Origin of the sequence: Bradyrhizobium sp. PRIMUS42, from assembly GCF_023006515.1 — a bacterium.
In the GTDB taxonomy this organism is placed as follows: domain Bacteria; phylum Pseudomonadota; class Alphaproteobacteria; order Rhizobiales; family Xanthobacteraceae; genus Bradyrhizobium.
This window is the reverse complement of record NZ_JALBGZ010000084.1, coordinates 1-14009: the sequence shown is the minus strand read 5'-3', so window position 1 is coordinate 14009 and position 14009 is coordinate 1. Positions and strand designations below refer to the sequence as shown.

Here is a 14009-nt window from a genome sequence, read left to right as displayed (position 1 = left end):
ATGCGCCAGCGCTCCGCCTTGACGCCGTCGAGGATGATCTTCGCGGCCCCTGCCGCGCTGGTCGGCGCATCCTCGAGGAAGCTGCGGGCGCGCTCGGCGAACGCCGCCTGGATGTCCTCGTCCGACATTTTGTCAGCATCTGGCACGCCGGCGGCGACCATGCGCTTGCGGGTCAGCGCGACCTCGTCGGAATTGAGCCGCTCCGATCCATCGGCGCTCTGCACCTTGCGCGAATTGGAGACGATCGAGGTGCCGATGTGACCAGGCATCACCACCGAGCATTTGACGTGCGGCGCGTGCAGGCGCAGGTCGTTGATCAGCGCTTCGGTAAATCCCTTCACCGCGAACTTCGCCGAGCTGTAGGCGGTGTGGGCCTGGCCCATGCCGATCGACGCCCAGAAGCCGTTGACACTCGCGGTGTTGACGATGTGGGCCTCGTCCGCGGCGACCAGCATCGGCAGGAAGGTGCGTACGCCGAGATAGACGCCGCCCCAGCAGATGTTGAAGGTGCGCTCCCACTGCTCGCGCGTGTTGGTGAACAGGCTGCCGCCGCCGCCGATGCCGGCATTGTTGAACAGCAGATGGATCTTGTCGGTCTTCTGCTGCTCGGCGAGCTCATCGCGAAAACGCTTCAGATGATCCTCGATCGCGACGTCGGCGACATGCGTCGTGACGCGCAGGCCCTGCGGCAGCTTCTCGGCCTCGCAGAGCCGCTTGGTCTCGGCCATCGCGGCCTCCGAGACGTCGCACATCGCGACATTGCAGCCCTCGGCCACGAGCTGCCGTGCGAGCTCGCGCCCCATTCCCGTGCCGCCGCCGGTCACGACCGCGATCCTTCCAGCAAAATCCTTCATGGGACTTTCGGCCCCTCCCTGTCGGTAGTTTCTTCGTTAGCGCACCGCTCGCCGGGCGCGCGCAAAATGTAGCAGCGCTGCATCCGCAGGTAAAAGCGGTGCGCCATCATGTTCGACATCGCTTATTTCGGCGGATGGACTATTCCGCCGCTTTGATGTGCGGTCGCCCCTCAGAGCGCCGGTCCCGCAATCGGGCAAAACTGTCGGGTTCCCGTATTTGTCCGGCTTCGGTTTATGGGGAATTTTTTTACAATCCGAATCATCAAATGGACTCCGGACGCTGGGTTGAGTCGGCCAGGCCAGCGTGTTGTTTGCGTGTCACAGGCTCTGGCACTCCGCTTGCATCCTCTTCGTGGTCTGAAACTACCGATGAGGTGACAGGAATGTTCGTGACCATCGTTGCCGTGCTCTGCCGGCTTAGCGCAGCTAGCTCAGGCAGTTGCGTCGAGGAAATCGTGACCGACAGCAACATGACGCCCGAGATTTCGATGATGCAGTGCGCGGTCGGCGCACAGGCACCGCTGGCGAAATGGATGGGCGAGCATCCGATCTATCACGCCAATTGGCGCCTGGATCGATACAAATGCGTGCCCGGCCATTACGAGATCAAGGGCCACGCCTAAGGCCCCGCAAAACTACTGATCCGAAGACGACGGATCGAGGAAACGCCCCGGGGGCCGCCTCCGACGGGCCGCGCAGCGCCAGTCCGATGAGACGGCGCGTCCTGTGACAACGATCACACGCCTCTCCAATCACGCCACCGCGCGCATGATGAGCGCACGCGCCTGCCGCCCCTCCGGCGTCGGCATCAGCGCATAATTGTGCGTCTGGTCCCGCAGCAGCGCGCGGCCGACTGTCTCGGCTTCGTTTATTGTGCGCAAAGGCGGATAAAAGGCGTCCGTATGCGCCATTAGAACACGCGGACGGCTTCCCGCTCAACCTCGTCACGGATGAGCTTCGATGGGCCAGTCCGCGCGCCATAGTCGACATTGACCCGGCATGCGGAAAACTTCGTGTTTGCCGATGAATGCGTCGAGATCTCGTTCGTCGCAAACTCGCAAGTACGCCTTTGCGACGCGGAGCTCTGGTTGGCTTTGACTCCTAGCATCTAGCTTGCCGCTTCTGTACCGGCTGCCTCGAACCTTGCAGCCTCAGCAGGACGCACAAATCGTATTGAAACGACTGTCTCGAAAATGAACCGGGCCTCTTCTTTCTCGACCACAGTATTGTCATGCGCGAACGAATGGGAATTGCGCACGTCGTTTTAGCTCTGAAAGATGCCGATGCAGTTCTTCAAAATCTGCTTGGTGATTGGCTTCAGCTCACGTTCGGCTTCCAGCAATTTGACATAGCGCCCTACCCGACTGTGTAGGGGTTCTTCCTGATTTGTCGGCGCGCCCCGCAGCTTGAGCAGATGGGCGAACTTTTTCAATGAATAGGTGTGCAAGCGATCGAGGGCGCCTGAGGTCTATCCGCGTCGGCATCCCTGCGAATGGCCCAGTTCGTCTTCAAACCATTCAGACATGGTGCGGTCGGAGAAATTCAACACGTAGCCTGAGCCCATGGCAAAGGCGTCGTCTATTTGGCGCATTTCGCTGCGTTTAATCTGAACCAAAGTAACTGCTTACCCTCCATCAATTCATGCGGCGGCTTTCTTCTTCGCCTTCGGTAAGGGTCGCTGCGGCAGCTTTCTCGCAACCGTTTTTTCGGTACGGCCTGTTTCAGGCTGGGGGTTCGAGCAGCCGGCGCGGGTGCCGGCGTTGCAGCCGCTTCTTCTTCGTCCTCCTCGTCAACGAGATAATCATCGTCGAGGTCGGTTGCAGCAATCTCATGGGCGCAATCCTCGAGGCCCCCCTAGTTAGCCTGCTTCGTATACCGAATTGACAATTCGAAGCGCCCCAACCGAATTATGTCGACTCCCTACTGAAAAGGGCGTCTAGTCGCTTCATCACCGCCCGGCCCACGGCTTCTATCGGTGACGAGACCGCCAATTGCGCTCCCGCCCAATCTAGCAGGGAGCAGCGCTGTGCAGGTTCGTATTCCTACACTTTCAGAACGGCTTTTCGAATTTGCGCAACGCGGGCGCGATCAGGCCGAGAGGCTGCGGCCCGGCACGGACCGGGACGACGTGCTGCAGAAGGTTCGTCAGGCCGAAATGGCTATTCACGTCGACCAGTGGGTTTCATCGCCGGGCCTGCGAGCGCCGACATGATAGGACGCCTTCAATCCCGTGCACGCAATCGCGTTAGAAGGATAATCGACTTCCGGACGAGAGTGGCGAACAAGAGCGACTGGGCCATCAACGCCGTCCTGAACCACTTCTGGAGCAAGCTAAACCCAAGCACGCCTCCCATCCAGAAGAACAAGGACAGGCCGCGTCACTAGCCCCCAGGCACCGATTGAGGCCACGAACCTACGGAGGGAGACGGCGATGGAAAGCGGGGCTGGACCTTTTCCGACGACCAAGCTGACGCTCGTGGAGCGCTATAAGCACGCCGCGCGTCAGGAGATGGACGTTCCCGAGCTCCTCAAGTTGCTCAAAGAAATCGAGGACGAGATAAGGGGCCGCCGTGTTCTTTGAGGTCCTGCAATCTTCAAGGGCGTGGACGCTCAAGCGACCTTGTGGCTAGTTCAAGCTATGAGCCAAGAAGATGCAAAACGGCTCCGCGAGCAGGCGGACGAATGCCGCCAAGAGGCGCAGAAAATGCCAGCCTTAGCACGCCGCGGAAGCGTGGCTCCACTTGGCAGGCGATTGGACAAAGCTCGCAGCAGTTGCCGAGCGACGCCTGCCCCGATTTGACAAAGGTCCGGAGCAATCTTGAGCCGACGACCGGAACCCAATAGTTAGTATATGACTCGCTTGTCGCAGTTTTAAGGCGCACACTCTCCTCATCACAGATCGGACCTTGGCTGATGTCTGTGACTGAGAACGCCAGTTGCGCTCCCGCCTTCCTCAATGGACAGGAGCCGCACCACGATGCGCCAGCGTTTCAAGCAGACCAAATCCCTCGAAGAGCGTCTAGCCGAAAAGGCCATAAGCCTGCATGAGCAAGCCAGGATGCTTCCGCCCGGCCCCCTGCGCGATGCCGTCGAAAGGAAAGCCAAGCTGACTGAGACCGCCTCGCACATCAACGATTGGCTACGGTCGCTTGGTCTTAGAGCGCCCACGTGAAGTCCGGGCCCCATTTGAAAAGTCGCACGCGCAGCTTGAACGGTGTGGATGCAGTCCGCTATTCCCGCTTATGGCGCCGCAGCCGCAATGGTTCATTTCGACAGCGTGGACTTTAGCCAGACACTTGGCCGCACGTTGATCCTTGCAAGCTCGCGACGCTCGTCGTCCGACAACTGCCAATCCTCGCACTGACTGGCAAGATGCCTGAAAACGTCATGCAACTTGCTTCGCGCAACCTTGACGATTTCAGTGTCGTCGAACTCGCGAGAGTTCAAGAAGATGGGCAACGTAAAGCTGGTTTCATCGCCTTCGAAATGGAATGTCAAACGAATGTCCTCGCCTCGTTCGTTCGGCTTGATCATTTCGATACGCGCGACATTTACCTTGAAGTTGCCCATTGCCACCCCTCTTTAGATTGACCTTCGGGCGAGCCGCGATCGTCGCAGCAAGGCTCATTCAGGCTTGTTTCGAAAAATTACCGGCGACCAGATCATAGGAGCCCCTGCTGCCTCTAACGTAAACCTTGGCGGCGGCGGCACATATCGCATCGCGATTGCAATCAAACGCGTCCAGGAAACCACGTTCATCATGGCAATCCGGGCGAAGCCGTCTCAATGCGCTTTCCTCTATGAAGAATGATGCCTCCATCGCGCTGTCGTATCCCCAGAAATGCACGGCACGCCGCGTTCTGTCATATGATCGACTATGATTTGGAAATTCAATCACGGGGCCGGTCCGATCAAGTTCAGAGGTCCCGCCGCGGCTAAGCAGTAGCTGACGACTCTGGACCGGATTACAATCGGCTCGCGACAAATAAGTTGCTGCTGGCCTTCCTATTCAGTCCGGCGTCACCATTTGTCCCATATCACCGCGCGTCCACCCGGCTGTCATCGGTGACTGAGAGATCGTTGCGCTCCCGCCGTCTTGAAGGGCGGTCCGAAATGTCCAACGTCACAAAATTTAGTCTTCGTGAATGGCTCGTACCTCCGCTATTGCTGCCGATCTTTTTCGGGCTACTGATCGTCGCAGCAATGGTGATACAGCGGTAGTCCTGGATCCGCGCCGGAGCCTGGAGCAAACAGCCGATCGGCTCCATAGCTCCATTCAAAATGTGGCGGCTTGTGCTTGATGCCGTAAATTCTCTCCTCTCCTCTTTGCCTAATCGCGAGAGCTGCTTTGCCACTTCGTCACGGCCGCAACGAGCTGCGTGTAATCGGCGTCCTTGAATACCTGATCCCAGCGCATCAGCTCGTGGGCAATCTTATGCGGAGTGTAGGCACGGAAGTTGAAGCCGCCCGCTAGGTGCCGCGCGGCGGCGACGTCCATTGTTTCCTTCGTGAGATCCTTCATAACGAGACCGGCTGCTGACCCAGGATTTAACTCAAGCCGCGCAAAGGCTGTTCCTCAAAGTAAAAGAGGCTGGACAAGCCGCCGCAGTTCTCCCCGATGGCTGTCGAGGTCGAGCAGTTCGTCAGCCATCGGATATGCCTGCGTCGGTGCGCCGCGCGTCTGCCAAATCGACCGAGCCGATCGAGATCACCTCCATCTTCAGCCCGCGCGAGCCCTCCGCCGGCACCTCGATCATGGTGGCAATGCGGCGGAACGCTGGGAACGAAAGGCTCTCGATCATCTCCTCGTCGGTGACGACCTCGTAGGCGCCGGCCGGCAACTGCCGATCGATACCCTTGATCTGGAACGGATGGTTGAAAGTGACGACTTCACGTCGGGAACGGATGGTCATGCGCGCCTGCCTTTCGCAAAACGCCGGCGCCGGCGCCGCCCATAGCGCAGCATGCGCTCCTGCCGCCGCAATAGCCATGGCTTTCTTGCACGCGGCGAATACGTCAGCTGTTGGAATCTTATCGCATGTGAATGCGGCCTTGACGTTTTGCGACGTGATCGAACTCGCCAGGGTTACCCGCCTAGAGAACCAGCGGCTGCGGTTACAAGCGCAAGTCCTGCGCGCTCTGATAAAGGTGAGCGTACAGGAGACCCAGATCGCCCGGACCGAAGCGGCCTCAGCGATTGTCGAGGCGCGGGCGCTCAGGGGATTACAGTCCCGAAGGGAGTGGACCACCCGCACTTGTGTTCACAATGGAACATAACCTGCGCGGGGGAGATGGCGAACATCTGACAGATTGCGCAGTTCGGCAAATGCCCACGCAAGAGCGAGGAAAATCGTCACGACAATGCCCGCGATCAATACATCGCAAAGCTCTCCGCGGAGCGCCGAATCGGGTTGCGCCAGAGGGACGTCGACCGAGAATGCCCGTCGAACAAAACTGTAAACCAAATGTAAACAGGCGATCCGCTGTAAACCGGCCGCCCGCAAACGGGACTGAAACGCTTGGAATTTTGGTCGGAGCGAGAGGATTTGAACCTCCGACCCCTAGTCTCCCAGACATGTCTGCCATTCCCTCACCTGCCTTCGGACGCCCTCAGTGGCCTTAACGTCGCGAGGAAAACCGACCGCGCCCTCACCTCGTGTCATCTCTTACCTGCTGTGATTGGCACCGCGGTGCTTCCCCCGTGCTTCCCGGAGGGCAAATGAGCGGTCAAACCATCACAAAGACCCTGGTCGACGGCCTGGAAAAGCAGCCCTCCGAGTATACGGTATGGGACGCCAAGCTACCCGGCTTCGGCGTACGGGTCCGTCCCACCGGCGCCAAGTCGTTCATCGTTGTTTATCGAGCAGGAACTGGCCGGACGGCGCCAGTCCGGCGCTACACCGTGGCCGCCGTCGGCAAGCTGGCGCCGGAGGCAGCCCGCACGCAAGCAAAGATCCTACTGGGGAACATTGCCAACGGCGCCGACCCCGCCGCGGAGAAGCGAGCGAGTCGGCCGAAGCGAGACCGGCTGACGTTCGACGCCTTGGCCGATCGCTATATCGCCGAGTACGTAATCGGGACCGGAGGCAAAGAGATCGTCCAGGCGTTCAATCAGACTGGAAAGTGGCCGGCGGAAGTTCCGAACGCAAACAAGAAGAGCTGGAAAAACGACGTCCAGTACCTCAAACGCCCGCGCGAAGAATGGGGCTGCCTGATCGCGGCATCCATCACGGACGACGACGTGGCCGATCTCCTCGATTTGATAGCCGACGACGCGCCGGTCAGCGCCAATCGAACCCAATCGATCCTCCACAAGATGTTCAAGTGGGGGATGCAGCCGGGCCGCAAATACGTGCCTTTGAACCCCCTAGCGGGTCTGGAACGTCGCGGTGGCAGGGAGAAGAAGCGCGATCGGGTCTTGGCCGACGATGAGATCCGGAACTTGTGGTGGGGCCTCGACCTTCCCGACTGCCCCGTAGAACGACCTGTTGCACTCGCGATCAAGTTCATTCTGGCCACGATGGTCCGCCCCTACCAGGCGGCCGGCGCTAGGACTGTCGAATTTACCCACCTCGGCACCGCCGACGCCCTCTACGACATGCCACCTGGTCGCGTTAAAAAGGACCGAGCTGTGCTCGTTCCCCTTTCAGAGCTCGCCCAAGAGATCGTCAGGGAAGCGACCGCACGCGAGCGGTCCGGTATCGGCCACAACAATCCGCCCGAACCAATTGACGAACCGCCATCGGTGCTCTTTCCGAGCAAATTCAGCTTGGGTGAAGCCGCGATAGCGCGGGCTTCAATCAGCCAGGCGCTGAATGGCAAGAAAAAGGGCCGAAAAAAGGGAAAGGACACCTCGGATCGCGCCGGCGTCCGCGAATTTCTGGGACTGGCGCACTTTACCGCCCATGACCTGAGACGCACTGCCGCAACGATTGCCCGTCGTGCCGGCGCTCCCCGGCCGGACGTCAAAGCGCTGTTGGATCACGTCAACGGCGACGTGACAGCGGTATACGACAAATACGACATGCTCTCGGAAAAGCGGCAGGTTGCAACGATTCTTGAGGCCGAGCTCCGCAAGATTATCGGCACAAGGTCGAACTATTGCAGGCGTGAAATCGTCTTTGATCGCGACAACATTGTTTCTATCGAGGAGCAAACGATCGCGGTAGCCAGCTAAAATATAGAGGTGCGGCGCAATTTACACGTCGCGCCTCAGTCCTGATTACAAGGGGAGAAGGTCGTAGCAGGCTGTCTTGCCTTTCAAGCGATCTCTGATAGCCTTAGATGGTGCAAGCGAAGTATCGCGCATCGGGCAGCGCGTAATATTAGGTCGCTCATTCCATTTGGTCTTGCATGTTCGAAACGCCCTTCGAACCTAATGGATGAGCAGATGCAGCAATTTCTCGACACAAAAGAAGCAGCTCGGCACGTCCGCCTTTCGGGGGCAACGCTTGAGCGATTGCGCGTGAAAGGCGGCGGTCCCGTCTATATCAATCCCATCCCTGGTCGCGTGCTCTACGACGTGACGGACCTAGACGCTTGGATGTGGAGTCGGCGACGCAAGTCAACGTCGGAAAGCCAAGCGGGTTAGCCACTGCGCTTCAGTTTCGCCGGCCGAGCATTCGCCTACCGCCAGACAGTGAGAGGCCAAATCGCCATGCCCCCGCGGGCGCCAAAAGAATGGCCCCGCCGACTGCCAGGTCGAACAGGGCCAAAACCGAAACCAAGAGATGGATATCACAAACACCCTTACGAAAGAACGAACTCCCCTTGCCAACCTAGAGCCGAAACTCGACATCGCGCTCGGTCTTGCCGAGCTGGGTTTCGACGTGTTCCCGCTATCACCCAATCGGAAGACGCCGGTCTTCGAGGATAGTTGGAAGGATCTCGCGACCCACGATACAGATCGCGTGAGGAAGCTGTGGGCCGGCGGGTACCGCGTTTGCAACGTTGGCCTGCGCACTGGCCTTCCCTTCTTGAACGGTTTCCTTGCCGTCATCGATATCGACATCAAGGATGGGAAACCAGGGAAGCAATCTCTTGCCGAGCTCGAGGAGCAGCTGGGCAAGCTCCCCCCAACAATGACCTTCCAGACCGCCTCGGGGGGCGAGCATCGCTACTTTGTTGCACCCTGGCCGATTGGCAACAGCAATTCGAAGCTCAGCCCCGGAATTGATGTCCGGGGCGTGGGCGGCTATGTCGTGGGAGGTGGTAGCACCGTCGAGGGCAAAGAGTACGGCCTGATCGGGGGAGAAGAATTCGCGGCCCTTCCCGAGGCATGGGCCACCGCTTGCGGCCGGCCTCGCGAGCGAACGGCCCTCGACCGAGCTATTCCTTTGGTCGAGTTGGATCAGCCAGCCAATATCGAGCGCGCAATCTCGTATCTCGCTCATCGCGCGCCGGCCCACGGCACCTACGCTGTCGCGTGTCACGTTCGGGGTCTCGGCATAAGTCAGGAAAAATGCCTAGAGCTGATCGTGGATCATTGGCCGGGTGCCGAGGGCAAGAGCTACGAACATGTCGAAACGCGCGTCTCAAACGCTTACACGTACGGCCAGGATCCGCCCGGCATTGCGTGCCCCGAGGTTGAATTCGAACCTATCGAAGTGATCGGGCGCTCCCAGCGGGCGGGCGATTGGGGCGAACCGACTGACCTGTGGAAGCAGGAAAAGCCGCCTGAAGACATGCTTGATGGCATCGTCCCGCCTTTCCTGAACGCGTTCGGAAAGGACCGGGCTCGGTCGCTGGGCGTGAATTCGGATGCGATCACCGCCGCCGCCGTGGCTATCGTGGGTTCGCTGATCCCGGCGACCAATCGGCTACAAATGTATCAAAACCGAAGCTCCTGGTCGGTGCTCTGCGTTCTGTGGACTGCGCTTGTCGGTGACCCGGGCTCAGCCAAATCCGCCGCGGTGAAGGCTGCGCTCGCTTTTGCCAATCCAGTCAACAAGAGCTGGTCGGCGACCTTCGCCAAGGAATTGGCTGAGTACGATCGAGCAGAACTTGCCTTTGCGGCTCAGAAGTCGGGGAAGAAGAAGACCGAAGACTCGGCCGAGGATGAACCGCATCCGGCAGACGTCGTCGCGAAACCATCGCCGCCCAAGGCCCGATCCAAAATCTCGAACGACAGCACGACGGAAGCAATCGTCACTCGCCTCGCTGAGACGCCGGAAGTCGCGCCCTTGATCCAGTATTCCGACGAACTGTCGGGATGGTTGGGGGGCATGGACGCCTATCGGTCGAAAGGCTCCAAAGACCGGGCGCTTTGGCTTGAGGCGAAGGAAGGCGCTCCCTACCGCGTGGATAGACAAGGTCGGGGTTCTGTCGAGGCGCCAAACTTGGCGATCTCGATCATTGGAGGCATTCAAGACGACCTGATCGCCAGGCTTGCACCCGACCTCGCAACCGACGGTCTACTTCAACGTTTCGCCCTGATCGCCATCCGCCAACTCGGACTCGGTGAAGACAATCCCGAGGTGCCCGCCATCGAGGCAGCTATTCCCCGCGTCGCATTGGCGCTTGCCGGCCTCGACGAGGCTACCTACCGCTTCGACCCGCGAGCCGCGGAAGAACTGTGGGCTATCAAGGCATTCAAGTTACGCGAGATGGCCCGTCCGGATGTCCCCTCAGGTCTGAAGACTTGGTTGGCCAAGGCGGATGCTGAATTTGGCCGCTACGCATTGGCCTTTCATCTCATCGAATGGGCCATCATCGCGGAAGCACTGGAAACACCACCGGATGAGCTGATCTCGGCCGACACAGCCGGGAGAGCGCGGCGATACGTCGAAGAGTTTCTCTACGCGCACGCCCTGTTCATCCACACGACCGTCCTCGATGGCGCCGGCCACGATCACGAAGCCCGGTGGGTCGCCGGCTACGTTCTCACTCGCGATTTGGAGCGAATAACCGCCAGAGAGGTCGCTAGAGCGCGGCGCAGCCTGGGTCGAAACCGGAAGCAGTTGCTTGCGGTGATGGGCCGCCTCGAGGCCGACGGGTGGGTTAGACTGGCGAACTCCGATCCCGCCAGTTGGCGGATCAATCCGGCCATATATGACGGACGGTTCGATGAGATCAAACGAGCAGAAACAGAACGCCGCGACGCCGTCCGCGGCGAAATCGCAGTCGCGGCAGCCAGTCGGCGGGCGACGCAAGGAGGACCGGCATGATGGCGCGGCCCCGTCAGCGGTGTCAGCGGGTGTCAACGCTGTCAGCGCTGTCGCTTTCCCATACGCCGCTTTACACGGCGCGCGGGGCAAGCCCAGGCGCGCTGACAACCGCTGACAGCGCTGACAGGAATGATGCCCTGAAGCATTCGCCAGCGGCCCGGGTGTCAGCGGTGTCACTTGCGCGCGCGGATACACCAAGGCTTTTTACCCCCTCCTCCCTCTATTATCCCCCGAGCCTGTGTAGGCGGAATCCGCTGACACCGCTGACGCCCTCACAGCTGGCCGCTCTACCAAACTCGAGGCGCCGACATTCACCCTTGCGCCCATCAACGCGGCCGGCGTGGGCCCACAATACTGGAAGACCTCGATGAACCGCTTCACCCCTGGCCGCCTCTTCACGTCTCGAGGCCGGCAGTACCAGATCCTCGGCACCCAGGACCACTGGACCCGAGACGAACGCTACGTCGAAATGATCCGCTACCAGTCCGTCTGTGCCGAGCCCGGCTGCGATCGCACCTTCCGGGCTCTGTCGACCAAGAGCCGGATTCGCAAAGGACAGCTCAACAAACGCTGTGAGCTCCACCACGCACCCGGGATCCCTGTGCCGATCAAGAAAGTCAGGAAGAAGCGCCCGAAGACGCGAACGAAGAAACCGACCGCTGCGGCCCGCCTAGCAGCGCGCCGGGAGCGAGCGGTCAATCAGGCCATCCTCGCTGTCCAACGCGTCCAGCGCCCCTCCTATCTCGACTGAGCGGCCTCTGGCGGGCTTGCAGGAGCCCTCCAGCTACGGCAATCTAGCGTTGAGCCCAGAACGGAGGTTTTCGGATGCCCCGCGGCCAGTTTTACACAGTATTCACTTTGGGATTTGCCACGGCGGTTGGCCTCCTCGGGATCGGGGCCGGCCTTGTCCTGCTCTTCTGGCATGAGCCGTACAGATACTTCATGGCAACATCGACAGGTTTCGACTGGATGACGCCGGTATGGTTTGCGCTGATATCCGCCAGCATCCCGCTCTTCCTTGCCTACTGGATTGTGCGTATCCAGCAAGCGATTGTCCGATGGTCCGGCGATCGCCTCATCGCGAAGCTGAACCGTCAATACAACATGATCTCGCAGCTTCAGGGCAGCGAGTACGCCGACGAGTTCATGAGACTGCAGGCGCAAGCCATGATCGAGGAGAGCGAGGGTAAACCGTTCAATCTCTTCGGACGAGAGAAGATGCTGCACGCGATGTCCGCCGCCGGCGTTCACGTCCGACCACCCGTTTGATTGAACAGCCCCGGGTGCGAGCGGGTCATCGCGCCCGAAGGGGCCCGCGGAAGGCGGCGGGTAAGGCGGCGGGGCCAAAAGTCATCTGTCGGGGCTGGGACGAAATACGATACCTCGCCGCGCTGAAGATCGCTCGAAACACCCGCCCTCAGTCGCCGAAGTCGCATATTTCAACGCGCTAATGCGCGCAAAATCGAAAAAAGAGTCTGTTCGACACTGCACCTACTCGCGACTCGAATCGCTGACGAATGAAAAACGCCTCCAATGCGCAACATTGGCTAGGTCGATACAAACCAGACAAAACCGCGAAACCCCATTGAGGTGAATGGCTTCCTTGCACCCGACAAAATACAACAAAATCAACTTTTGACTGCGAGCTCGTTCGATGTTCTCAAATTGCGCGCGGGGGGCGTCAGAAGGAGCCAACCATGAAGAATGGTCTAAACCGCCTACTGAGACAAACGTCGTCTGAACGACGCATTGCCTTACCTGTCCGGAGGTCGCGGTCGACAAATCAGCCGCTGTGGGCATTTCGCGAGATTAACGGAAACGCAGCCCGGGCGCTCCTGGGTTCGAAAGGAAGCTCTCCTCGCAATCGGATACTCGGCCAAGCCTCCCGAATAGTTTCGCCAGAGATAGCCAAGGCAATGGAGCAGGCTGCCGAAGCCCGTAAGAAGATTGCCGAGACGGATCGTCTTGTAAGCAACGCCGTGCTCGAGTTGGTCGGCGTCCCGGGAGCCGCACTTTGCGTAATGCTGTGGCAGGCCCCCATGGCGAGGGTCGCACCGAGGCTTGGCGTCGAGGTACGCGCCCTAAAACGTATTTGCACCCTTTACCAGGTCCCGACGCCACCCCAAGGGTATTGGTCAACCAGACCGGATCGCCGAAGCATCCGGATGTTCAACGCGTGAGCAAAATGCGTTGATCGACGACGGCGCGATGCAGGCCGGGTCGCATCGCGCCGATCGGAGCAATTTACTGCCGGATCTCTACTGATTGAGGGCCTCCTAGAAGATGCTGCTCCCACCGAAGCATTCGAGCGGAAGCACGGCATCAAGCGCGAACGACGACGCAAGAGTAGGAAGCTCGTTTTCCATCCGGCCACCGGGTCGCGTCGAACTCACCCCAGCGGGGCTTGGCGACCTCGTCTGGAGTAAACCCATGATCCGCGCCAGTGCCGAGCTTGGCATTTCGGAGTTTGCCATCCGACAGCTCTGCATGCGGTTGGAGATCCCTTGCCGGCCCGCGGGCACTTCAATTGGAAGGATCCGGACAAGCGGCCGCCGAGCCCGCCCTGCGCCCGCACGCGTCGCGGCAATCGAGCTACTCGCGGTACGCCTCACTCTTCGTAGGGCGAGATCCTCAAGACCAGATAGTTGAATGGGATCGACTTGCCAGTCGCGATGTCGACGATCTGTTGTGCGTCCACATTCCAAGCGAGCTTATTCCAGTCCCAATTCACGTCATCGGCTTGGATGACGGCGAACGATCCGTGCCGAAGCGCTACCGAAGTCTGGTTCTCTGAAAAATCAAGGCCCAGCTTGAAGAACTGGATCTGAGCGTTTTTGCTGCGTTTCATGACGGCGGTCACGACGGACGAGGCCAGACCGACGAATGGCTTCAACGCAGGTTGGACGGTGGTCAAGAGGCCCAACCCCTCGCGGAATGATCCGCTACTCAAAGCCGCGAGAAGATCTTCGTCGGCTTTGCTTCGAACATT

16 protein-coding genes and 1 pseudogene are annotated in these 14009 nt (G+C 59.8%); 9 read left to right on the top strand and 8 right to left on the bottom strand.

Going from position 1 to position 14009, the window contains the following annotated elements:
• Positions 1 to 854 (bottom strand): SDR family oxidoreductase (locus MOV75_RS10105; protein ID WP_247005572.1); only part of this gene is annotated, 854 nt, incomplete at its 3' end.
• 383 nt (positions 855 to 1237) lie between these two features.
• On the opposite strand from MOV75_RS10105, the gene MOV75_RS10100 reads away from it, so the two are divergent.
• Positions 1238 to 1477: a hypothetical protein gene (locus MOV75_RS10100; protein WP_246922386.1), complete on the top strand. Its 240-nt coding sequence runs from the start codon at positions 1238 to 1240 to the stop codon at positions 1475 to 1477.
• Between the two features lie 641 nt (positions 1478 to 2118).
• On the opposite strand, the gene MOV75_RS10095 is transcribed toward MOV75_RS10100, so the two are convergent.
• Both MOV75_RS10095 and MOV75_RS42940 read right to left on the bottom strand, forming a co-directional pair.
• Positions 2119 to 2301: a hypothetical protein gene (locus MOV75_RS10095; RefSeq protein WP_246922380.1), complete on the bottom strand. Its 183-nt coding sequence runs from the start codon at positions 2299 to 2301 to the stop codon at positions 2119 to 2121.
• 51 nt (positions 2302 to 2352) lie between these two features.
• A pseudogene (locus MOV75_RS42940) lies at positions 2353 to 2469 on the bottom strand (abortive phage resistance protein); the annotation flags it as partial.
• A gap of 411 nt (positions 2470 to 2880) precedes the next feature.
• On the opposite strand from MOV75_RS42940, the gene MOV75_RS10090 reads away from it, so the two are divergent.
• The 3 genes from MOV75_RS10090 to MOV75_RS10080 all read left to right on the top strand — a co-directional run bounded on the left by MOV75_RS10090 (position 2881) and on the right by MOV75_RS10080 (position 4026).
• A complete protein-coding gene (locus MOV75_RS10090; protein WP_246922376.1) occupies positions 2881 to 3066 on the top strand; it encodes a hypothetical protein in 186 nt (61 codons plus the stop codon).
• A 219-nt stretch (positions 3067 to 3285) separates the two neighbouring features.
• A complete protein-coding gene (locus MOV75_RS10085) occupies positions 3286 to 3435 on the top strand; it encodes a hypothetical protein (RefSeq protein WP_246922373.1) in 150 nt (49 codons plus the stop codon).
• A gap of 396 nt (positions 3436 to 3831) precedes the next feature.
• Positions 3832 to 4026 carry a hypothetical protein gene (locus MOV75_RS10080; RefSeq protein WP_246922370.1) on the top strand — a complete coding sequence of 65 codons (195 nt, stop codon included), beginning with the start codon at positions 3832 to 3834 and terminating at the stop codon, positions 4024 to 4026.
• Positions 4027 to 4118: 92 nt separating this feature from the next.
• On the opposite strand, the gene MOV75_RS10075 is transcribed toward MOV75_RS10080, so the two are convergent.
• From MOV75_RS10075 to MOV75_RS10060, 4 genes are all read right to left on the bottom strand, one after another.
• Complete coding sequence (locus MOV75_RS10075; protein ID WP_246922367.1) at positions 4119 to 4424, bottom strand: hypothetical protein; 306 nt, start codon at positions 4422 to 4424, stop codon at positions 4119 to 4121.
• Positions 4425 to 4482: 58 nt separating this feature from the next.
• Positions 4483 to 4752 (bottom strand): DUF1488 domain-containing protein, encoded by a 270-nt coding sequence (locus MOV75_RS42315; RefSeq protein ID WP_309486931.1) that lies wholly within the window; start codon positions 4750 to 4752, stop codon positions 4483 to 4485.
• 432 nt (positions 4753 to 5184) lie between these two features.
• Complete coding sequence (locus MOV75_RS10065) at positions 5185 to 5352, bottom strand: hypothetical protein (RefSeq protein WP_246922364.1); 168 nt, start codon at positions 5350 to 5352, stop codon at positions 5185 to 5187.
• A gap of 145 nt (positions 5353 to 5497) precedes the next feature.
• Positions 5498 to 5767, bottom strand: coding sequence for a hypothetical protein (locus MOV75_RS10060; RefSeq protein ID WP_247005571.1), 270 nt, complete (start codon positions 5765 to 5767; stop codon positions 5498 to 5500).
• Positions 5768 to 6573: 806 nt separating this feature from the next.
• Between MOV75_RS10060 and MOV75_RS10055 the strand changes: the two genes are divergently transcribed.
• The 5 genes from MOV75_RS10055 to MOV75_RS10040 all read left to right on the top strand — a co-directional run bounded on the left by MOV75_RS10055 (position 6574) and on the right by MOV75_RS10040 (position 12289).
• Positions 6574 to 8031 (top strand): integrase family protein, encoded by a 1458-nt coding sequence (locus tag MOV75_RS10055; protein ID WP_247005570.1) that lies wholly within the window; start codon positions 6574 to 6576, stop codon positions 8029 to 8031.
• Between the two features lie 201 nt (positions 8032 to 8232).
• Complete coding sequence (locus tag MOV75_RS42935; protein ID WP_369010449.1) at positions 8233 to 8445, top strand: helix-turn-helix domain-containing protein; 213 nt, start codon at positions 8233 to 8235, stop codon at positions 8443 to 8445.
• Positions 8446 to 8584: 139 nt separating this feature from the next.
• Entirely contained in the window at positions 8585 to 11020 is a 2436-nt protein-coding gene (locus MOV75_RS10050; protein ID WP_247005568.1) for a DUF3987 domain-containing protein, read from the top strand.
• A gap of 367 nt (positions 11021 to 11387) precedes the next feature.
• Positions 11388 to 11771, top strand: a complete 384-nt coding sequence (locus tag MOV75_RS10045; RefSeq protein WP_247005566.1) for a hypothetical protein — start codon at positions 11388 to 11390, stop codon at positions 11769 to 11771.
• A gap of 74 nt (positions 11772 to 11845) precedes the next feature.
• Positions 11846 to 12289: a hypothetical protein gene (locus tag MOV75_RS10040; RefSeq protein WP_247005564.1), complete on the top strand. Its 444-nt coding sequence runs from the start codon at positions 11846 to 11848 to the stop codon at positions 12287 to 12289.
• A gap of 1339 nt (positions 12290 to 13628) precedes the next feature.
• On the opposite strand, the gene MOV75_RS10035 is transcribed toward MOV75_RS10040, so the two are convergent.
• Positions 13629 to 14009 (bottom strand): hypothetical protein (locus tag MOV75_RS10035; RefSeq protein WP_247005561.1); only part of this gene is annotated, 381 nt, incomplete at its 5' end.

Excerpts from the sequence above, each read along its gene's own strand:
- MOV75_RS10100 (WP_246922386.1), top strand. The coding sequence starts at position 1,238 with ATGTTCGTGACCATCGTTGCCGTGCTCTGCCGGCTTAGCGCAGCTAGC.
- MOV75_RS10085 (WP_246922373.1), top strand. The coding sequence starts at position 3,286 with ATGGAAAGCGGGGCTGGACCTTTTCCGACGACCAAGCTGACGCTCGTG.
- MOV75_RS10080 (WP_246922370.1), top strand. The coding sequence starts at position 3,832 with ATGCGCCAGCGTTTCAAGCAGACCAAATCCCTCGAAGAGCGTCTAGCC.
- MOV75_RS10075 (WP_246922367.1), bottom strand. The coding sequence starts at position 4,424 with ATGGGCAACTTCAAGGTAAATGTCGCGCGTATCGAAATGATCAAGCCG.
- MOV75_RS10065 (WP_246922364.1), bottom strand. The coding sequence starts at position 5,352 with ATGGACGTCGCCGCCGCGCGGCACCTAGCGGGCGGCTTCAACTTCCGT.
- MOV75_RS10060 (WP_247005571.1), bottom strand. The coding sequence starts at position 5,767 with ATGACCATCCGTTCCCGACGTGAAGTCGTCACTTTCAACCATCCGTTC.
- MOV75_RS10055 (WP_247005570.1), top strand. The coding sequence starts at position 6,574 with ATGAGCGGTCAAACCATCACAAAGACCCTGGTCGACGGCCTGGAAAAG.
- MOV75_RS42935 (WP_369010449.1), top strand. The coding sequence starts at position 8,233 with ATGGATGAGCAGATGCAGCAATTTCTCGACACAAAAGAAGCAGCTCGG.
- MOV75_RS10050 (WP_247005568.1), top strand. The coding sequence starts at position 8,585 with ATGGATATCACAAACACCCTTACGAAAGAACGAACTCCCCTTGCCAAC.
- MOV75_RS10045 (WP_247005566.1), top strand. The coding sequence starts at position 11,388 with ATGAACCGCTTCACCCCTGGCCGCCTCTTCACGTCTCGAGGCCGGCAG.
- MOV75_RS10040 (WP_247005564.1), top strand. The coding sequence starts at position 11,846 with ATGCCCCGCGGCCAGTTTTACACAGTATTCACTTTGGGATTTGCCACG.